The organism is Bacteroides faecalis, from assembly GCF_003865075.1.
GTDB lineage: Bacteria > Bacteroidota > Bacteroidia > Bacteroidales > Bacteroidaceae > Bacteroides > Bacteroides faecalis.
Genome location: NZ_BHWB01000007.1, coordinates 24,526 through 46,425, shown reverse-complemented (window position 1 = coordinate 46,425; position 21,900 = coordinate 24,526). Strand labels below are relative to the sequence as shown.

Below are 21,900 nucleotides of genomic sequence, written 5' to 3'. Positions count from 1 at the left end.
TTATCGAACTTAGCGCGCTAATTAGATTACTCACAACCTTTTACTAAACAATTCATTAACCAATCAATCCCGCTAACGGATTTTCATGTAACACATAAAAATGATGAAAACAATATTGCTTACTATATTAAGTGCCCTATTCTTAAGTGGAATCATAGGCTGTCAGCAAGTAAAAGTGATAAAATGTGCCCATACTCCCAAAGAGTTCAAAGATACTGTGCTCAATGATAATTATAATATAATTGTTATGGGACATTTTATTGAGAATGATACCACTTTCTTCCTCAAAGAGTTTGATAAAGAAGATGGGAAAGAATACTTGAATGCGAACATTTTCATTGAACCTGATAAAAACTCTATATCTTATAAAAAGATATCTCAGCCTATATTTGATCCCGAAAACGACATGAACCAGTTGGATGGATGGAATAGTTACAGACTAGAGCAACAAATGCCACCATTACATAAAATTGACCTGCTTGATTTACCAACCGACTGGATACCTCTGCACTTATACCAAAACCAATATTATATCTTCGATCCTTGTGAAGTAGATATGCCTTTCCGACGTTTCCTTACAGATTCCACATATGCATATTATGGTATGGAATACTATTTCTCTGGTATACAGAAATTAGAAAAGAAATCTGAGTCACTTTACCACATTGAACTGGAGAACAAAATACAGGACTCTCCCACCGAACCTAGTCAAATATACATCCATATAATCGATGTTCAAAAGAAAGTGGCAATCTGGGAATACCGGGAAAAAGACAAATCCAAATATGAGCTAATGATTCCAATTGAATCTGCAAAAGATTTTGATATGATTATATGTGACTGTCCAAGACACAAATTCTTCAATGAGAGTGTTTTCAAATTTGATGAAATAGATTTCGAAACATTGTTTAAACAACAAAAATTATGAACCATCAACCGGAAATAGCTATTGTAGAGGCAAACACTCTCACTTGCTTAGGGTTAAAGTCCATATTGGAAGAAATCATTCCAATGGCAATCATCCGTATTTTCCACAGTTTTAATGAATTAATGGACGATACCCCAGACATGTATGCTCATTATTTTATTTCAGTACAAATCTACGTAGAACACAATGTTTTTTTTCTTCCGCGGAAACGAAAAACAATTGTACTGGCAAGTGACAGTCCACAATTCCAGCTTTCCGGAATTCCGGTTTTAAATATCTACGAACCCGAAGAGGAGCTAGTAAAAAACATTCTGAAACTGCACCAACACGCTCATCACAACGGTTATCCGGTAAAAGATATGCCACCAATCCATACAGTTGAGCCTCATCAGGAAATTCTTTCTCCTCGTGAGATTGAAGTACTCGTACTCATCACAAAAGGGTTAATCAACAAAGAGATAGCCGACAAACTGAATATCAGCTTAACAACTGTTATTACACACCGGAAAAATATTACAGAAAAACTCGGAATCAAATCTGTATCCGGTTTGACAATCTATGCAGTGATGAATGGTTACGTAGAAGCCGACCGGATATAAACAGTGAAATCAGCATGTAGATGCAGAATTGTATACGAGTATCTATCAGACATCGTTCAGGATAATCACAGAATTTACTATCCGAAGCCAATATCCTAATAAATGAGGATTGACTAACCAGAATATTTGTCTTTAATTTGCACCTGACAAAATAACTGCAAATGAAGAAAAAAAATATCCTGATTGTCCTCACTCTTTTAACGACAGGGACAGCATGGGGAGAAGATTTCCCGAAAGACTCACTGAAAGTAGTAGATATTGAAGAAGTAGTAGTGATTGCCGCTCCGAAAGAGAATCGTAAACTGCGCGAATTACCTATGGCCTCAACACTCTTGTCTCAAAAAGACATGCAAGCCAATCAAATAAAATCTGTCAAAAACCTGTCAGCCATTGTTCCCAATCTATTCATTCCGGATTATGGTTCTAAATTGACTACCTCTATTTATATCCGCGGAATCGGTTCACGCATCAATACTCCTTCCGTAGGACTTTATGTAGATAATATCCCCTATATCGACAAGTCGGCTTTTGACTTCAACTATTGTGATATTGAACGTATCGATATTCTTCGCGGTCCTCAGGGAACACTCTACGGACGTAACACAATGGGCGGACTTATCAAAGTACATACTAAATCACCGTTCACCTATCAAGGAACAGATATTCGTATGGGAGCAGCGACCTATAATGACTATAATGTTTCGTTGACTCACTATCATCGCATTTCCGACAAATTTGCTTTTTCTACCGGAGGATTTTATGAGCATACAGGAGGGTTCTTCAAAAACGTAGCGCGCAACAACGAAAGAGTAGACCGTAGTAATACAGGCGGTGGACGCTTTCGTGGAATCTATCTTCCAACGGAGAAATTGAAAGTAGACATGACTCTCAATTATGAATATGGTGATCAAGGTGGATATCCCTATGAATATACAGGAGCCATAACAGGAGAAGAAAAGCGTCCGGAATATATCGGTAAAATATCCTATGACAATCGTAGCAGTTACCATCGTGGACTATTGAATGCAGGAGTAAATCTGGAATACCAGGCTAATCAATTCATTCTCAGTACAGCCACCGGCTACCAAAACCTAAATGACCGCATGTTCCTCGATCAGGATTTTACAGAAGAAGATATTTATATATTGGAACAAAAACAAAGAGCAAATACGATCTCAGAAGAAATTACTTTCAAATCGAAACCGGGAAGTAATTGGCAATGGGCCACCGGTGTTTCTGGATTTTACCAATGGCTACATACAAGCGGTCCGGTACAATTTCGGAGAGATGGGGTGAAAACAATGATCGAAAAGAAAACAAATGATATCTTTAGCGGTTTAACAGGCGCTCCGCCAATGAAAATGACTGCTAATAATCAAACTTTAACAGTAGGTGGCAAGTTCGACACTCCCATATTGAACGGAGCAGTTTTCCATCAATCCACCTTTAATAATATTCTAACCGAAGGATTATCAGCCACAATCGGATTGCGACTAGACTATGAAAAACTAAAAATGGACTATAACTCTGTCAGCGACCCTTTAAATTTCGATTTCTCAGTAGCAAGCCTTAGCAGTAGTGGTCTGGAAGCTATGAGTACTTTTATGGGTAAGGAATCCATCGACTATATGCAATTACTTCCCAAGTTCGCTATCCAATACGAATGGAAAAAAGGAAATAACATATACACCACAGTCTCTAAAGGTTATCGTTCAGGGGGCTATAACATTCAAATGTTTTCCGATCTGGCAACCGGTGCTCTAAAAAATTCAATGTTAGACGCATTAGCTGCCGATCCCAAATTCTCAAAAATGGCAGGTATGATTCAAAAACTAAAAGATAAACTTCCGGAAGTTAGCAAAGCGACCCAATACAAGCCTGAATATTCCTGGAACTACGAAGTAGGAAGTCACCTCACTTTGTGGGAAGGTAAACTCTGGGCAGATCTTGCCGCTTTCTACATGGATACACGCGACCAGCAAGTTGCACAATTTGCCAAAAGTGGTCTTGGACGTATTACTACCAATGCCGGAAAAAGCCGTAGTTATGGCGTCGAGGCCGCCCTTCGCGCCAGTCTGACAAACGCATTGAGTTTAAACGCCAGCTACGGATATACGTATGCTACCTTTACCAACTACGTGATTATGCAGGAAGATACCGAAGGCAATCTCGAAGAGAAAGAAAACTATAATGGTAAATATGTACCATTTGTGCCCAAACACACCTTGAATATAGGTGGTGAATATGTTTTCACTTGTAACCCACGTTGTATCTTCGACCGGATCGTTCTCCAAGCAAACTACAGTGCTGCCGGACGTATCTACTGGACAGAACAAAATAATGCAAGCCAGTCTTTCTATGGCACACTGAATGGCAGAGTAAATTTCGAAATAGGCAATGCTATGATCAGTTTCTGGACACGCAACGCGCTAAACAAAAATTACGCTGTATTCTATTTCGAAACTATGGATAAAGGTTTCAAGCAACAAGGACGTCCAATACAATTAGGAATAGATCTCCGTTGTCGTTTCTAAATCGCTCCATTTTTTTTGTTTAGCAATAAAACCAGAAGTGTTGTTTCAATCAATCTCTGTATAGAACAACACTTCTGGCTTGTCTCCAATTAAAGGTTGATGAGAAGATAAACAGGGTATTACTTATTAAGAGCGAGTATACAGCTATTTATTTTTATACTCTTTCGGAGACATCCCCGCACACCGCTTAAAGAACTTTCCGAAAAAAGATTGATTCGGGAAATTCAATTGTTCACTGATCTGTTGGATGGTCAACTTTCCCGATTTCAATAACGTTTTCGCCTCCAGAATCACATAACCATCAATCCATTCCCCTGCCAATTTCTGACTGACCTTATATATAACAGAAGAAAGATATTTAGGAGAAAGACACAGCAAATCCGCATAAAACTTCACACTCCGCTCCTTCCGATAATGGGTTTCCACTGCACTGACAAAATTATAAAAAATCTCTTCCTGGCGTGTACGTGGATACTTCGACTGCAACTCTGCCTCTTTGATCACTACCGGTGCCATCCGATAATACATAATCTGAACGTACGATTGTGAAATAGAAATTCGGAAAGGATGTTCCTCATCCAGCAGAGTCTCTTTTATAGCACGATATACCTTCACAAACTCCGGCACATCTTTCTCTTCAAAAGTAAAGCAGTATTTTTCCTGCAAGCATTTATAAAAAGACATCACTTGCGTCGTTTTCTCCGTGACAGGCATAAAATCATTCCGGGTAGCCACCATGAATCCCCGAAAATCATCCGAAGTAGAAAGTACCTCGAAAATAATTCCGGGGATGATGATTACAAACATATTCGGATGCAGCACATATTCCTTCAGAGCAATTCTAATCTGTAGTTCCCCCTCCAGACAGAATAACACCATAGACATTCTGGCTTGCACCGGAAAACTATTGTGCGGCTGTTGTGCCATTTGTCCTGCAGAAGACGAATCGATATTATCCAACAATACAATCTTTCCTTCAATAAAAGTAGCCATGTCTATTTCGGCGAGATGTGAGATATCAAGCAAAAAAATATTTTGGTCCATGTTTATATGAGAATTAGAATAATTGACGACAAATTTAATCTATTTGGAATATAAAATCCATATTATCCGACTAAATGACCAAAAAAGCATTCCTTTTTACCTTGAATCATACCTAAATAAAAGAGAATTTTGCAGTCGAAAATGAAATGATTATTTTTCAATCAAACAAAAAGCGACAACAATGAATGTAAAAAGGTGGTTTATGCCGGCAATGATTTTGTTACTGGCAGCTTGTAATACCAACAAGGAAGAAAAGTTCGTACGAAGTGTAAAACTAGTCCAACCAGTAGCGTTAGGTAATGTATCTTATAAAAGTTTATCGGGAACAGTAAAGGAATCGCGGGAAATTAGCCTAGGATTCAAAACCGGCGGACAAATTGATAAGATATTAGTAAAAGAAGGTGATTTTGTACGTCAAGGACAAACTATTGCCATGTTGGATCAGGAAGATTATCAACTCGGAGTAGACGCTTATCAGATTCAATATGACCAGATGAAAAACGAAGTGGAACGTATGAAACAATTGTACGAGGCAAAGAGCCTTAACGGAAATGACTACGAAAAGGCAATGGCAGGACTGGAACAACTTCGGGTACAATTACAGATAAATAAGAATAAACTGGAGTACACAACTCTAAAGGCTCCGGTCAGTGGCTATATACAAACAGTAAATTACGAAAAAGCGGAAATGGTACAAGCCGGTTCGCCCATTGTCAATTTGCTGGATGTTTCTAAAATTGAAGTAGAAGTTGATATCCCAGCCAGCCTTTATATGCAGCAGGATAAGTTTTCAGGCTTCTCTTGTACTTCTTCGCTGTCACCAAATGTCAGCTATCCTCTTACGCTCATCAGTATTAACCCAAAAGCAAGCAGTACACAACTTTATAAAATGCTCTTGTCTCTCACCGACAATCACTCTACCAAACTTACGGCGGGTATGAACGTAGTGGTAAATATCTCACTGACAGATGCACAGCCGGACGCAAGCAGATTTACCCTTCCGGTAAACTCAATCTTCAGCGAACAGGAAAAGAGTTATGTATGGGTATTAGAAAATGATTCCACCGTCAGCAAACGTGAAATAAAATTGCAAGGAATAGATACCACAGGAAAAGCCATCATCACACAAGGTATCCAGGGTAATGAACAAATTATCAAAGCGGGAGTGCATTCTCTCACCGAAAACGAGAAAGTTCATGTGCTTCCCGAATCAGACAAAACAAATGTAGGAGGACTATTCTAATGAAATTTGCCTTAACTGAATATTTCATCAAGCGCCCGACACTGTTCTGGTCGCTAATGGCAGCTTTACTCATTGCAGGAGTACTGTCTTTCGTGCAAATGCCGAAACTCGAAGACCCCGCCATCGGAGTAAAACAGGCGATGGTCGTAATCGTATATCCTGGAGCTACGGCCCACGAAGTAGAGTTGCAGGTTGCACAAGTCATGGAAGACGAATTGCGCACAATCCCTAACGTAAAGAAAATCAGTTCGGAATGTACTAAAGGAATGGCACAAATCACTGTTGAATTTCAGGAAACAGTACTGATGACAGCCATCGAACAGCATTTCGACCAACTCCGCCGTAAGGTGAGCGGTGCTGTAAACAAATTGCCGCAAGGATGTTATGAACCGATTGTGATTGACGACATGATGGACGTCTACGGCATGTTCTATGCGCTGACTTCCGACGGTTACGAATATCCGGAAATGTACAAGTACGCCAAGATGATCCGCCGAGAGTTACTCGGTATCAAAGGTGTAAAGAGAATCAACATTTATGGCAACCGGGATGAAGTAATCAATATTACCCTTTCGAAAGAAAAGATAGCCCGCAACGGTATTATCCCGACACAGATTATGAGTGTGCTGCAAGACGCTACTAAAACAGTGGATGCAGGAAACTATCAAGACGGTGACCAGAAGATACAGCTACGAATCACAAACCGATCACAGAGTGTGGAAGATGTTAAGAATCTGATTGTTCAGACTTTAGACGGTAAGCAAATGCGTATTGGTGACATTGCCGAAGTAGAACGCACCTACAAAGATCCGCAAGAGAACGGTTTCTTTGTGGATGGAGAGCAGGCACTGGCTATTTGTATCTCTATGGAGAACGATGCTATCGTACCGGATGTTGGAAAAGCAGTGGAAGCCAAACTGAAAGAAATCATGCCCAATGTACCAGCAGGAATGGATATGGAGAAAATCTTTTTCCAACCGGATAAAGTAGATGAAGCAATTAGCTCCTTCATGGTCAATTTAGTGGAATCCGTTCTTATTGTTATCATTGCCCTCATCTTCACAATGGGCCTCCGAAGCGGATTGATCATCGGTGCCGGTCTGGTATTAACTATTGCCGGCTCCTTCCCTATCCTGCTGATGTGCGGCACAACGTTACAGCGTATTTCGTTAGGTGCCTTTATTATTGCAATGGGTATGCTGGTCGATAATGCCATTGTTATCATCGATGGTATCTTAGTAGACCGGACACGAGGGCTAGGACCGAAAGTCTACCTTTATCGTATTTGTAAAGCAACCGCTATGCCGTTATTAGGAGCAACCCTAATTGCAGCTTCTGCATTCCTGAACGTATTCTTATCCAAAGATACCGCCGGAGAGTATGCCCGTGACTTATTCCTTGTACTTTGTGTCAGTTTGCTCGTCAGTTGGATATTAGCACTGACTCAAGTTCCGATGTTTACCAAATACATATTGCCTCTTCATGTACGCAAAGTCGGATATGAAGAGCAAATTGGCAAGATGCAACGGGTTGTCAGAAAGATTATCATCAAACTGATCAATTATAAAAAGCTGACTATCGGAATCTCAGTAGTAGTATTGATAGCCTCGTTCCTCGGTATGACCAAGATCAAGAATTTGTTCTTTCCAGACTTTAGTTACAAACAATTCGTCATCGAATATTTCACCCCTTATCAGACTAATCCTGAGCAAGTGAAACAGGACTTGTTGGAAATGAGCAAACTGGTGAAGGAAAATCCGAACGTAGAACGAGTAGCAGCTCCAATGGGAAGTGCACCTGCCCGCTATTGCCTGGTTCGTCCAATGACAAGTGGTGGGGGTTGTTACGGGGAACTAATTATCGACTGTCCCGATTATGAGACAGTGGTAGAAGAACTTCCAAAAATACGCCAACAACTGCGCGAACGTTATCCCGATGCCTATATCCGTGCGCGTAAATACAACTTCTCTATATCCAGTACGCACACCGTCGAGGTGGAATTTACAGGTCCAGACCCTGCCGTACTCCGTGATCTTGCCAAACAAGCAGAAGAGATTATGCGTAAATGCAAATACGTCGATACCTATTCGGTACAAAACAACTGGAAGCCGACAGGCAAAGCACTGACCGCTCAATACATGGAACAGGAAGCACGCCGTTCGGGTATTAGTCGTGCTAATATTGGGAATGCATTACAAGCAGCTACCGACGGAATGGTTTGTGGAGTGATCAATGATCAAGACCAGCAAGTAATGCTCAACTTCCGTATTCGCAATGCAGACGGAAGTAAGATTCAAGATCTGAACGATATTCCGGTATGGACAGACATCAACATCAAGGTAGACGATAACGATATTAACCAACTGATTACAGGTAGCAAAAGCTCCGGCGCTATTCAGGACGATATGTATAAAAGTGCACCTATGAGTAATGTCACCCGCAATATCGACCTTGGCTGGGAAGAACAAATGATACTTCGCGTGAACGGCTCCCGTCATATTGAAGCAGAATGTGATCCGGACTATACGCAATGGGAAGCTACTCCTGCCAAAGTAAAAGCTGATATTGAAGACCAAATCAACAAGATTAAGTTACCGGAAGGTTATACAATAGGCTGGTCAGGCGAAATAGCCAAACAGGGTGATTCCATGGAAGGATTGATGAAGTACGGGCCAATTACTCTATTCATCATTCTGACCATCTTACTATTGCTATTCAGCAACTGGAAGAAAGTGATTCTTATCCTGCTTTGTTTTCCGTTCGTTCTCTGCGGTATCACTCCGGCATTGCTCCTAAGCAAACAGCCATTCACATTTATGGCAATTATCGGTGTGATGGGATTGATGGGAATGATGATTAAAAATGCCATCGTTCTGGTGGACGAAATTACACGTCTTACCAACGAAGAGCAACAACATCCTTATGATGCGGTAATCAATGCGACAGTCTCACGTACTCGCCCGGTTATAATGGCCTCTGTTACCACGATTCTTGGTATGTTGCCATTAGTCACAGACCCAATGTACGCGTCGATGGCAGTCACCATCATGAGTGGCCTTGCTATGGGAACCATTATTACACTGGCACTTTTGCCTCTGTTCTATACGGCTTTCTTCCATATCACACCACCTCGTACACGACCTAAAACAACTAAAACCACTAATGAATAAAAGAATATCCCTGAATATATGAAAAGGACTATTTTATGGATAGCATTGGGGCTGGCAGTCAATCTGCCTGCCTCTGCCCAACTTCAACTTTCTCAGGCTGAATGCCGGAAAATGGCATTGAAGAATAACGAAGAAATGAAGATAGCGGAAAACTCTTACAGACAGGCGAAACTAGATAAAGAAATCGCCTTCGCCGCATATCTTCCCGAACTGGAAGGTTCACTGACCGGCATCTACCGCAAAGATATGGACCTAATGGGTGCAGAACTGCAAATGCGTGGAACGTATCTGGCAGGACTCACCTTGACTCAACCCATATTTACTGGTGGAAAAATCGTTGCTTCCAACAAACTTGCCAAAATTGGCGTAGATTGTGCAGAAGAATCACTCCGGAAAACGGAGATGGATATTATTGCAGAAGCTGATAACGCTTATTGGACATACATTGCTGTAGGGGAAAAAGTTAAACTACTGGAAGCTTATCAAAAGCAACTGGACGAATTACATCATCAAATAGCCAAGAGTGTGGAAGTCCAGATGGCTACTCAGGCTGACCTGTTGCGGGTAGATTCCAAACGTAGCCAGATACTTTATCAATTGAAAAAAGCCAAAAATGGGGTCGAACTTTGCCGAATGTCTTTATGTAGTACATTAGGAGTTGATATTCATACCACCATCCAAGCTACTGAGACAAAAATAGAAATCACCTCACCTCAGCAATTGGAGAGCAGCATTCTCATGCGTCCCGAATATAGATTACTGTTAAATCAGGTAGAAGCCCAAAAGCAACAAATCAAAGTGGCACGTGCCGATATCCTCCCGACTTTCGGAATTTCCGCTCAGTATTCTTACTACGGTAATCTTAAACTTGCCGGACAAACGGAAGACGGAACACCCTTCAAACAGGAATACAAAGATGGTTCTCCCATGCTAATGGCATCTATCAGTGTTCCTCTTTTCAGATGGGGAAAAGGTATGAAAGGAATAAAGAAAGCCAAACTGAATTACCAAAACGCTCAGTTGGACTTGCAGAGAAACGAACGTTTACTCAATATAGAACTGCAACAAGCTATTCAGAATGTAACAGATGGCTATAACCTAGTGGAAACTGCCAATGTCGGAATGTCACAAGCAGCCGAAAACTTACGTAATATGCAAAACAGTTACGATGTAAGTATGTGCACATTAACCGATTTATTAGATGCACAGACACAATGGCAAGAAGCATACAGCAACCAGATTGAAGCAAAGACTCAGTATAAGATTTACGAATCGGAATATATGAGAGTTTCGGGACAATTAAAACCTTAACTGTAGGCAGAACGTACTCGCTAAAAAAAGAAATTTCGTTTTCAATCCTACGTTAGTTATCTGCATAAAAGCAGTATCGCTATACATCAGATGCAAACTTATCATAGTCTCTCAGTCCGCCGGAGTTCCGGATGAGAGAGATCAGACTATGATTAAGTTGCAACTGATTTGATCTCCAAAACCTACTTTTCTTTGACTTTCTATTTAAAACAAGGAACACTAGAAAGAATCTCACATTATTATAGTACCACTCACTCCTCATTGTAATATCATAAAAAGCCACTTATAACATAAAAAACCTTCATAACCAATATAATTAGAAAGAAAAATAGAAAAACTTTCATCTTATTTCTCTATTTTTGTACAACCCTACATTTATAGATGTTATGAAATACATAATCTTATTTTTTATATCAATCTGTCCGGTCATCCTTTTCGGACAATCCAAATGGGTAAAAATATCTTCTCTCAGTGGTGATATAGAAATGCCGAATGGTGGTAATCAGCAGACTTGTTGTACCGTTGCCGATTTTAACAAAGATGGAATAGCCGACTTTGTTATAGGTGAAAGAAGCAAAAGCCCATCGATGGTTGCCTACATTCGCACTAAAAAGGGATGGGACAAGTATATTATTGATGATCAACTCCGTACTCCCGAAGCTGGTATCTGCTCTTTGGATATTAATGGCGACGGATATCCTGATATTGTAGCCGGTGGCGATTACCAATCCAACCAAGTATGGTGGTATGAAAACCCCGGACGAAATTTAACACCTTCCATTCCTTGGAAACGACACATTATCAAAGACTGGGGTGCTACTAAACACCACGATATAATGGCTATAGATTTCGATCGAGATGGAAAGCAAGAAATAGTATTTTGGAATCAAGGTTGCCAAACTCTTTTCTTTGCACGTATCCCCGAAGACCCAACAGGAAAATGGGAAGTGAAACCTGTCTATAAATATGAACGGAAAGAATATCCTCCTCGTGCCCAATATAAATTCAATGACATCAATGAGCATGAAGGCTTAGATCAAGCTGACATAGATGATGATGGAACACTTGATATTGTAGGTGGAGCTACTTGGTTTAAGTACTTGGGACAGGATCGTTTTGAAGCACATATCATTGATTCTACCTATCATTATAGTCGCTGTGCCGCAGGACAATTAATAAAAGGAGGTAAACCTGAAGTAGTACTGGTAGTAGGTGATGGAATAGGTCCGATGCTTCTCTATACATATAATAAAAAATCAGGTGAATGGAAAAGTAAAACAATTATTGACAAAGTAACCAATGGACACTCACTGCGTCTGATAGATATCGATAAAGATGGAAACCTCGATATTTGGTTTGCCGAAATGCGTCTGGACGGAGGAAACGAACAGTCACAGCACTGCATCCTATATGGCGATGGGAAAGGGAATTTCAATAGAAAAGAGATTATTTCGATAGGAGAAGATCTGCACGAATCAAAAATAGCAGATGTAGATGGCGATGGTGATCTTGACATTATAGGAAAAGGTTATAATTTAACCGGAGGTAACCTAAATATTTGGCTTCAAAACGGAACCAAAAGAAATAAACAATAAAAACTAAAAGTGAAATATAATGGATTTCCAAGGCTGGAATGAGATTTTATAAAGAACAGCTTTATAATCATATTAACAAATACTTAATAATTTACTAATGAAGAAGTTACTATTATTATTTATTACTGCTACAACTATAATGAGTTATGGAGCAGAAAAGACTTCCATTGAGATTAGTCTACGAAAAACCCAAGACTCAGTTATCTTTGTAGCACCGCCGATAGAGGGTATCACATTAGGATTTACAGACACATTATATGTTACAGAAGGGAAAAAAGCAACATTGCAACTGGAGATAAACGATTTATCATCTGTCTATTTACGACATGGGAAAACATTTTGTAATGTCATCGTGGAACCAGGCAAAAATTATTCCGTATGTTTTGATTATGAAGCCGAGCCCATTATTCAGATCAGTGATCCCGTACAGATGTTGAGAAACAAAGTATTTCAGGAAAAGAATTTTTATAAGTATGAATTTGTGAGAGATTATAAAGTCACTCCACTTGATACAGTGGGTACCAAAATGCGCGCTAACTTCGATTCTTTGCTAACGGCTGATAAGAAACAATTTGAGAAATTAGAAATGAGCCAGGCTATGAGAAAGTTTATAGAACTGGACTTGGAATTGTATTGGATGGGGTCAATGGCCAAAGTGATAAGAGCAAACTTTAGTGATTGTTCCAGTAACGAAAAGCAGATGTATAACGATTATATGAAAGAGTGGTCCCAAATATACAAAGATTATCCACTGACAACACAAATGATTCCTTCACAATACTTTAAATCCTATGTAGAAATAGCCGCAACTCTCAAATCAGCAACAGATGGAAAGGTTCGTGACTTTAAAACTGCTCAGGAATATTATGACTATTTATTCAACAATGTGCGATTAATAAAAAACCAAAAAATAAAACAAGCATTTTGGGCACAAGCTTTGTTTATGGAAGCCTTAAACAACAAGCGATTTGAGAAGATATTGAAGAAATATATAAATGAATTTCTAACTACATACCCTAATGAAGGTTTCAAAACAACTTTTATTCCATTTATAAAAGCAATAGACCTTTTCCACGCAAAAGTTGATAGCGAATTTGATAAGAATGTTTCTTTTGTGGAAAATGGAGATAGTATTAAGACACTCCAAGAATTGCTGGCTAAGTTCAAAGGAAAACCTGTACTTGTGGATTTCTGGTTCAGTACTTGTGGACCATGCGTGAGCAATTCCAAAAGATTTGGAAAAGAAATGGAAAGATTTGCCGAGCAGAATGGTATTACATTACTTTGCGTTTCAATAGACGAAGATATAGAGCAATGGCATAATGCTATAAAATACTATGAAATTGGTGGTAATCACATCAAAACCTGCAAAAGTCTACATGAAGATATTTACAAAGCCTATAGTATATATATGTTTCCACACTATATGCTTGTAGGTTCCAATGGTGAGATACTGATTAACAGGTTAAAGGACCTAAGCGAAGGTAACGACTTCTACAATCAAATCCATGATGCATTAGAAAAAAATAATGTTTCATTCATTTTGGAATAGTTTTGAATTAACCGAAACATGGTTACACCATAAAAGATTTGTAGCAGTTTTGCTCTCACGCTCTCACTTTATGCTTGTATCTGCCTATTGATCGGCATTTCAGCAGTGGGAGCAAGTGTTAGAGCAGAGTGAGAGCAACCGTTTGCTCTCACTCAAGGCAAATTTTGGAAATGATTAGTATATATTACATAAAAGCTAGCTTCCCATTATCAGGGAAGTACATACATAAAACACTAATAACTAATAGAATACAAACGTCTACAATTGTGAACTTATTTGTTCACAATTGTAAGCTTATTTGTTTACTACTGTAAGCTAATAAGCTCACAGCAGTGAGCTATTAACAAATAAAGGATCTTAATAGAAAGAATATAAGGAGATACCAATAAAAGTATCCTTAGTTAAAGTAAAACTTACCTAAAATCAGAACGATACAAAGTGAGGGCAAATGGCTGCTCTCACTCATCTCTAATAGTTGCTACCACTCCCGAAACATCTATAAACAGGGAGATACAAACGAAAAGTGAGAGCGTGAGAGCAAATGTTGAATCAAATTAATTTTCCCCAATCGTATTTCTGTCATTTCGATGTAGAATGCCATCTGTCATTCTGAGAAGCAGAGCGATGAAGAATCTCTTCTTTGTGCTTACAGAAGAGAAGATTCTTCCTCCTTTCAGTCATCTAAATGACAGGTACACTTGACTCATATTTGCATGCTAATGTTGAAACAGAGTAATTATCCGAATTTATAGCGTAAAAGTTAAATAATCAATGCCACAACCTTTATTGAGTTCTTCAATTTTCTTCATATTCTTTAGTTATTTGCCTAACTATCAATCAATACACAAGATTTCTTTTATAACTCCTGTATTTCATTCTCATCAAAGGAATTTTCAAAATGGATAGATTTTTTAAGTCTTTCCGTCTCACTAATATCTTCATCACCTTCATAAATGAGAATGCTGATTCCTTCTCCATTTTTAACGAAGACAGCATCATAATTGATTGCCAATGTTTCAAGCTCTTTCAAAAAACTTTTTTCTTTTTTGTTAATGCTCTTACCATAACTATTAAATTTAGTATTTTCAAAGTTCTCATTTATTTTAAACATTTCCGTATAAAACAATATTCTTTTTACCACTATTCTTGTCACATTTACCACATTTTTTTGTATATTTGTTTCGAATGAAACTTTTTTATTCATTCATTTGTTGGATAATAAAAAAAACAATAAAAATAGAAACTGAAGAGTTTACAATCGGGAAAGTCCACCATAAACATAATATACGCCGTACGCGCATCGAAAAAAATTGAGCCAAAGTGGACTAGGTAAACTAGTAAACCTGTCTCAGTCTGCTGTATCAAAATATGAGCTAACTAAATTGATTGACGATGAAATGTTACAACGTTTTGCGCGTGCCTTAGAAGTACCTGCTAAATATTTAAAGAATCTAGAAGAAGACGCACAAACTGTGATATTTGAAAATAACACAGTAAACAATACTAATTCCGACAACTCACAACAAAGTACAAATAAATCAGAAAGCATCGTTAATGTCGGTCTTATAGAATCTTCCTTATCATCTAAAGATCAGGATAATAGAGTCAGCAATTACCATCCAATTGAAAAGATCAGCGAACTCTACGAACGTCTCTTAAAAGAAAAAGATGAAAAATACGCTGCTTTAGAGCAACGTTTGCGGAATATTGAGCAAAGTATTCAAAAATAGAGTTTCTCTTTATTATTCCTATGCAGATCCAATGTAAAGCAAAACAAGTTAAGAAACTAAATTCTAAAATATTCCGAAGTATTCAATTCACTCCGAAAAAATATATTATTTGCCTTCTGCGCTCATGCTAGGAGACAAATACATTTGATAAGCAATACGTTCTGTACCATTCTTCACGTAAATAATGCCACAGCGCTGAAAGCCATGCTTTGTCAAAATGTGTTGCATCACTTTATTATCGCAATGTGTATCCACACGAATATTACTGCAATGTTGAAAGCACCAATCTAAACAGACTTCCGACACCCCTTTTTGCTTACCACTTGCTGCCATTCGATGAATCACTCCGTAAGGCTCATCATTGAGCCAAGCACCATCATAAATATGCTGATAAGTAGGATCTTCTCCCAATATAAAACAAAAAGTTCCCAGAATTTTATCTTGTTCGTCTGTACAAACAAAACTATGAGCGTCTTCGATCTCTTGGCGAATCAAAGTTTCGGAAGGATACCCATCAATCCATTGAGTAGTATTTCCATTTGCACGCATAAAAGCACGTGCATAATCATAAATATTCATTACGATAGGAAGATCTTTCAGTTCAGTAACTCTGATTTTCATGTTTCAACCGATTATTAAAAAATGGGGATTAGGTAAACTAAGATATTATTCATTGATCGCACCACAATGTGGACATATACCTTTCTCTTTTATTTTCTCTCCGCAATGCCCGCATCGGTATTTATAACCAATATTTCGATGCACTTTCTTGGCAAATACCCAGACGAAAAGTGCCAGAAAGAAATAACCAATATAAATATGAGTCGTCAGGATAAAGAAGAAATAACAGAAGATACAACAAGACATTAGTCCCAGCAAATAGAATATAGCTGTTGCCGGAGTTAATTGACGGAACAGATCATCGAGTACTGCCAAAGCAACAATCAGGAAAAGCCAGATACTCAGCAAGAAAATAGAAAGAATAAAAGGAACTTTAAAAGGAGATAACGTCGGATTATAATAGAAGTGTTCCCACGTGCCAGGAACAAAAACTTGTATCGATTCATAAATTGTGGCACTGAAAGCCATCAACAAACACAGAAACAACGGATAAATACTGGCAATATCATTGAAGTAAACCAACTGCAACTGTTTACGACGAAAGGCACGAAAGAGATATACCCCAACAAACAATGCAAAGATAATCACAAAATACGAGGCATGGGTATTACTAAAGAGGTGAATTGCTTGCGAAATGCTATCTGTAGGCGCAAAAGCTTTTTTCAGTTCCGTCTCCCGTATCCAACCTTGTTCCTCCTGTGTATGCGCCAGTTTCACCCAGACACTATCTATACTATCAGCCGGATGTACAGCAAATTCGGCTACTACAACGCGATCTCCCCTATATAATGTGATGTACTTTTCTTTAATAGGTAAACACTCCAATACCGAAGAATCTACCATTACTTCCAAGTTTGTATTCCATGTATAATGCCGTTCGTAAAGATAATCCAAAGAATCTTTTATTTTCTGCGAAATCTCTTCCGAAGACAGATCGGGACGGGAATAAAAACAAGATGAAAGAAATAACAGGCAAAACAGCAAATTCATTACATAACGGCAAAAAGAGACACAAGGTTTCTTCTTGGATGAATCAACCTTCGTGACACTCTGTGCTACTCTGTAGTGGAATATGCTCATTGCGCTGCTTTTACTTTCATTTGACAATTCTTACAATCAAACTCAAGACGGAAGCGTTTTCCGTCGTTCGATACCAGATAGTAAGGCTCTTTATAAGGTGACCTCTCCCGTTGATGGATAGGGCACCAGCCCATACTATAGCGCAAACAATGTTTACAAAACATCAATACAGCGTCTTCTATCTGTGTTTTTTCGTAAGCTTCGGCAACACGTTGCACTCCGTGATCCTGATAAAAAGAAGCAGCACGTGTATTCATCACATTTCCCAGATACGTCAAAGTGGTCTGGGGAAAAGCATGAGTAGTTTGTTTCCACACTGCCAACTCTTGACGATAATTAATCTTTCTGGTAGTAATCAGCTTTTCTACCGCCTGACGACGAAAATCAGCTAACACAGAAGCCGGAAGGAACCAATTCTCCGAAAAAGAGATTTCTATCTTTTTTGCTTCGAACGGGGTATTACCCAATTTACCCAGTTGAGCCTTCAGATTCTCTTCCTGTGGGGTACGAGCCAGTTCTTTGTCACGAGGAAGGGAAAGTGTAATGCTATTATCGTCTTCATCTGTGAAAGTCAAAGAGAATCCGAAATTATTATCAGTAAGAAGGATATCAACTATTATCTTCCGTTCGGCCGATTTACGGGAAAGCAATCGTTCAAACTCTTGATCGAAATTACGATAAAGAACGGTTCGAGGTTTGATATGCGGCATCTCTTGTGGATAAAGTTTATTACCATCCACCCGGTTAACCCGGAATCCCTGCAAACGTTCCTGCTCGTCTATGTAACAGACTCCATCTCCATTGTTAAATGATTTCAGTCCAGCGACTGTCAGATAATTGTTACGGGCTTCTTTCATTGTTCCCATCTCTTCTCCTAATGATTTCGGGGTATCAAAAGAAAAGATATCCCGGTCACGATCATGTAAAAAATAATGAGTAAATCCCCGACTGAAACTTTTGTCCAATTGTGGCTGAAATTCAAAACGGGATGTCCCCGAAGAAGCACGTACATATTCGGAACGACGGGCAAAGATGGCATCCAGTTTTTGCCGATAGGCAGCTGTCACATTTTTCACGTATGAGACATCTTTCAAACGACCTTCTATTTTAAAGGAAGAAGCACCGGCATCCAAAAGTTGTTCCAGTTCATCGCTCTGATTCAGATCTTTCAAAGAAAGTAAATGCTTATCTTTTACAATCACCTTTCCTTCGGCATCGACCAGATTGAAAGGCAACCGACAAAATTGCGCGCATTCTCCACGATTCGCACTACGCCCGAAACAAGCTTGACTGACATAGCACTGCCCACTGTAACTCACACAAAGAGCACCATGAACAAATATCTCTAAAGGAACTTCCGGACAGGTTTCATGTATCTTTTTAATTTCTCGAATCGACAATTCACGCGCCAACACTACTTGACGAAATCCGGCTTCCCACAAGAATTTAACCTTCTCCGGTGTGCGGTTATCCATCTGTGTACTGGCATGAAGGGGGATTGGCGGAAGATTCAGTTTCGTAATTCCCATATCCTGAACAATCAGCGCATCGACTCCAATCCGGTATAAGGCATGAATCATTTCTTCTGTCTCCTTCAATTCTTCTTCTTTCAGTATCGTATTGACAGTGACGTAGATACGGGCGTTATACAAATGAGCATGATTCACCAATGTTTCAATGTCTTCCAATGAATTCACCGCAGCAGCACGAGCACCAAACTTAGGTGCACCGATATAGACAGCATCCGCACCATGATTGATAGCCTCGATACCACATTCCAGATTCTTCGCCGGAGCTAGAAGTTCTATTTTACGCTGTTTGATCATTCAGTATTATTCGATATCATTAATATTATAAGGAGTCTCCTGATAAACAAAGTAGTTCAGCCAATTGGAGAATAAGAGATTGGCATGAGCTCGCCAACGCACCAGAGGGCCTTTTTCCGGATCATTATCAACATAATAATTGCGAGGCATTTCAATAGGTAACCCTTTGTTTAGATCACGACGATATTCCGTATCCAACGTCAAAGGAGAATACTCCGAATGTCCAGTCACAAAGAACTCACGACCACCGCGAGCTACCACCAGATAAACGCCTGATTCCTTAGAATCTGAAAGCAAAGTAAGTTCAGGAACTTTCAAAATGTCTTCTTTCCGCACTTCCGTATGGCGGCTATGAGGCACATAGAAGCAATCATCGAATCCACGAAAAATCGGATGTAATGGTTCCAACACACAATGCTCAAAGATACCAAACATTTTCTGGTCCAAAGAATATTTGGGCACTCCGTAATGATGATACAGTCCGGCCTGAGCCGCCCAGCATATATACAGAGTAGATGTGACATGTGTCTTCGCCCAATCGAATATTTCCGTTATTTCCTCCCAATAGGTCACCTCTTTGAAGTCCATCTGTTCTACAGGTGCTCCGGTTATAATCATACCGTCATATTTCTCATTGCGCATCTGGTCAAAGTCCGTATAGAACGCCTTCATGTGCTCTACCGGAGTATTTTTGGATGTATGACTCTTGATCTTCATAAACGATATCTCCACCTGAAGAGGAGTGTTTGAAAGTAATCTCACGAGATCTGTCTCTGTTGTAATCTTCAACGGCATCAGATTCAATATTACAATCCGTAGCGGACGAATATCCTGTTGCGTAGCACGGGAAGCGTCGATCACAAAAATATTTTCTTCCTTTAGCAATTCTATCGCAGGGAGTCTATCAGGTAAATTTAAAGGCATATTATTGCTATGTATTAGTAATTTGTCTGCAAAAATACGAAAAATATAGCACAAATAAGACGTGTCTCTTATTTAGAAGAAATACAAATTAAATCATTTTAATCATAGAATCATACCAAGTAACAAATAAAACGCTTATTTTTGCCAAACGAATTAGTACTAATAATTTAAATCTTAAAAAAAATGGCTTACGTAATTAGTGACGATTGTATTGCTTGCGGAACTTGTATCGACGAGTGTCCGGTTGAAGCTATCTCTGAAGGTGATATCTATTCTATCAACCCGGACGTATGTACCGATTGTGGTACTTGCGCAGACGTTTGTCCGTCTGAGGCTATTCACCCAGCTGAATAATACAATCTACAAAGAAAAAGTGAAGGCTGCTTTCCACGGAAAGTAGCCTTTTTATTTATAGGTACATTCAAAAAAAATACGGCGGACTATTTTCCTCTTTGGAAAACGTCCGCCGCAATGATTTTATTTCATCTATCGATTATTTCAATTTAGCCAATGCTTCCTTGATACGGCAAATAGACTTTTCAATGTTCTCATCACTTGTAGCATAACTCATACGAATGCAGTCAGGAGCACCGAACGATGCACCGCCTACACAAGCTACATGAGCTTCTTCAAGCAAGTACAAAGCTAAGTCATCTGAATCTTTAATCGTACGTTCACCACAACTCTTACCAAAGAAGCTATCGCATTTCGGGAACAGGTAGAAAGCACCTTGCGGTACATTTACTTCGAATCCCGGCACTTCTTTTGCCAACTTAACGATCAAGTCACGACGACGTTGGAAAGCCTTCTGCATTTCTTTAACCGGCTCCTGTGTACCTGTATAAGCAGCCTCAGCAGCTTTCTGAGATACAGAACAAGGACCTGATGTGTATTGACCTTGTAACTTATTGCAAGCTTTCACCAACCATTCCGGACCGGCAATAAAACCGATTCTCCATCCTGTCATTGCGTAAGCTTTAGAAACACCATTTACAATCACTGTACGTTCCTTCATTTCTGGGAATTGAGCAATGCTTTCGTGTTTACCGATATAGTTGATATGTTCGTATATTTCGTCAGCAATTACTATTACTTGCGGATGTTTAGCCAACACAGCAGCCAATCCTGCCAATTCTTCCTTAGTATATACAGATCCGGTCGGATTAGACGGAGAGCAAAGAATCAGCGCTTTTGTTTTCAGAGTAATGGCAGCTTCCAACTGTTCCGGAGTAATCTTGAAATCTTGTTCGATACCTGCTGAAACAATCACAGGAGTACCTTCTGCCAATTTCACCATTTCTGGATAGCTCACCCAATAAGGAGCCGGTACAATTACTTCTTCACCCGGATTTACCAACACCATGATTGCATTACAAACAGATTGCTTTGCACCATTCGCACAAGAAATCTGAGCGGCAGTATATTCCAGACCGTTCTCTTTTTTCAGTTTCTCAACAATCGCATTACGCAAAGCGGGATAACCCGGTACTGGAGAGTAGCGAGAGAAATTGTCGTCTATAGCTTTTTTCGCAGCTTCTTTGATGTGGTCAGGAGTATTGAAATCTGGTTCTCCTACACTTAAGTTAATAACATCAACGCCTTGTGCCTTAAGCTCATTACTCTTTTGAGACATGGCAAGTGTCGCCGACGGCGACAAGCTGTTCAAACGATCTGATAATTGATTCATTTTGTATCTATTTTATTGTTGTTGAGTGAAATTCGTTGCAAAATAAGCGATTTTAT

Annotated in this window: 16 protein-coding genes and 1 pseudogene; 10 read left to right on the top strand and 7 right to left on the bottom strand. The window is 39.3% G+C overall.

What is annotated here, in order from left to right; all coding sequences use genetic code 11:
- The first annotated feature begins 100 nt into the window (after window positions 1-100).
- From EJF25_RS12955 to EJF25_RS12945, 3 genes are all read left to right on the top strand, one after another.
- The gene (locus tag EJF25_RS12955; protein ID WP_125041503.1) at window positions 101-928 is read left to right on the top strand and encodes a hypothetical protein; all 828 of its coding nucleotides are present in this window, start codon (window positions 101-103) and stop codon (window positions 926-928) included.
- On the top strand, window positions 925-1,527 hold the full coding sequence (locus EJF25_RS12950; RefSeq protein ID WP_125041502.1) for a response regulator transcription factor: 603 nt from the start codon (window positions 925-927) through the stop codon (window positions 1,525-1,527). The genes EJF25_RS12955 and EJF25_RS12950 overlap by 4 nt, the downstream gene beginning before the upstream one ends.
- A 161-nt stretch (window positions 1,528-1,688) precedes the next feature.
- Window positions 1,689-4,061: a TonB-dependent receptor gene (locus EJF25_RS12945; protein ID WP_125041501.1), complete on the top strand. Its 2,373-nt coding sequence runs from the start codon at window positions 1,689-1,691 to the stop codon at window positions 4,059-4,061.
- 144 nt (window positions 4,062-4,205) lie between these two features.
- Here the strand turns inward: EJF25_RS12945 and EJF25_RS12940 are convergent, their stop codons facing one another.
- The gene (locus tag EJF25_RS12940) at window positions 4,206-5,105 is read right to left on the bottom strand and encodes an AraC family transcriptional regulator (protein WP_125041500.1); all 900 of its coding nucleotides are present in this window, start codon (window positions 5,103-5,105) and stop codon (window positions 4,206-4,208) included.
- Window positions 5,106-5,286: 181 nt separating this feature from the next.
- On the opposite strand from EJF25_RS12940, the gene EJF25_RS12935 reads away from it, so the two are divergent.
- The 5 genes from EJF25_RS12935 to EJF25_RS12915 all read left to right on the top strand — a co-directional run bounded on the left by EJF25_RS12935 (window position 5,287) and on the right by EJF25_RS12915 (window position 13,976).
- Window positions 5,287-6,348 (top strand): efflux RND transporter periplasmic adaptor subunit, encoded by a 1,062-nt coding sequence (locus EJF25_RS12935; protein WP_235016809.1) that lies wholly within the window; start codon window positions 5,287-5,289, stop codon window positions 6,346-6,348.
- Entirely contained in the window at window positions 6,348-9,518 is a 3,171-nt protein-coding gene (locus tag EJF25_RS12930; protein ID WP_125041499.1) for an efflux RND transporter permease subunit, read from the top strand. The genes EJF25_RS12935 and EJF25_RS12930 overlap by 1 nt, the downstream gene beginning before the upstream one ends.
- Window positions 9,519-9,536: 18 nt before the next feature.
- Entirely contained in the window at window positions 9,537-10,829 is a 1,293-nt protein-coding gene (locus EJF25_RS12925) for a TolC family protein (protein WP_125041498.1), read from the top strand.
- 386 nt (window positions 10,830-11,215) lie between these two features.
- On the top strand, window positions 11,216-12,424 hold the full coding sequence (locus tag EJF25_RS12920) for an FG-GAP repeat domain-containing protein (RefSeq protein ID WP_125041497.1): 1,209 nt from the start codon (window positions 11,216-11,218) through the stop codon (window positions 12,422-12,424).
- 97 nt (window positions 12,425-12,521) lie between these two features.
- The gene (locus tag EJF25_RS12915; protein WP_125041496.1) at window positions 12,522-13,976 is read left to right on the top strand and encodes a thioredoxin-like domain-containing protein; all 1,455 of its coding nucleotides are present in this window, start codon (window positions 12,522-12,524) and stop codon (window positions 13,974-13,976) included.
- A gap of 856 nt (window positions 13,977-14,832) precedes the next feature.
- Here EJF25_RS12915 and EJF25_RS12910 read toward each other — a convergent pair.
- Window positions 14,833-15,180, bottom strand: a complete 348-nt coding sequence (locus tag EJF25_RS12910; RefSeq protein WP_125041495.1) for a hypothetical protein — start codon at window positions 15,178-15,180, stop codon at window positions 14,833-14,835.
- 32 nt (window positions 15,181-15,212) lie between these two features.
- Here EJF25_RS12910 and EJF25_RS12905 point away from each other — a divergent pair.
- Window positions 15,213-15,706, top strand: a pseudogene (locus tag EJF25_RS12905) (helix-turn-helix domain-containing protein).
- 105 nt (window positions 15,707-15,811) lie between these two features.
- Here EJF25_RS12905 and EJF25_RS12900 read toward each other — a convergent pair.
- The 4 genes from EJF25_RS12900 to metA form a co-directional block, all read right to left on the bottom strand.
- Entirely contained in the window at window positions 15,812-16,327 is a 516-nt protein-coding gene (locus EJF25_RS12900) for a GNAT family N-acetyltransferase (protein ID WP_125041494.1), read from the bottom strand.
- A 45-nt stretch (window positions 16,328-16,372) separates the two neighbouring features.
- Window positions 16,373-17,317, bottom strand: a complete 945-nt coding sequence (locus EJF25_RS12895; protein ID WP_200832908.1) for a zinc ribbon domain-containing protein — start codon at window positions 17,315-17,317, stop codon at window positions 16,373-16,375.
- 86 nt (window positions 17,318-17,403) lie between these two features.
- Window positions 17,404-19,233, bottom strand: coding sequence for a peptidase U32 family protein (locus EJF25_RS12890; RefSeq protein ID WP_125041492.1), 1,830 nt, complete (start codon window positions 19,231-19,233; stop codon window positions 17,404-17,406).
- Between the two features lie 6 nt (window positions 19,234-19,239).
- Window positions 19,240-20,157 carry a homoserine O-acetyltransferase MetA gene (gene metA / locus EJF25_RS12885; RefSeq protein ID WP_125041491.1) on the bottom strand — a complete coding sequence of 306 codons (918 nt, stop codon included), beginning with the start codon at window positions 20,155-20,157 and terminating at the stop codon, window positions 19,240-19,242.
- A 183-nt stretch (window positions 20,158-20,340) separates the two neighbouring features.
- Between metA and fdxA the strand changes: the two genes are divergently transcribed.
- Window positions 20,341-20,511 carry a 4Fe-4S ferredoxin gene (gene fdxA, locus EJF25_RS12880; protein ID WP_002559159.1) on the top strand — a complete coding sequence of 57 codons (171 nt, stop codon included), beginning with the start codon at window positions 20,341-20,343 and terminating at the stop codon, window positions 20,509-20,511.
- Between the two features lie 139 nt (window positions 20,512-20,650).
- On the opposite strand, the gene EJF25_RS12875 is transcribed toward fdxA, so the two are convergent.
- Complete coding sequence (locus EJF25_RS12875) at window positions 20,651-21,844, bottom strand: pyridoxal phosphate-dependent aminotransferase (RefSeq protein ID WP_125041490.1); 1,194 nt, start codon at window positions 21,842-21,844, stop codon at window positions 20,651-20,653.
- Window positions 21,845-21,900: the final 56 nt, after the last annotated feature.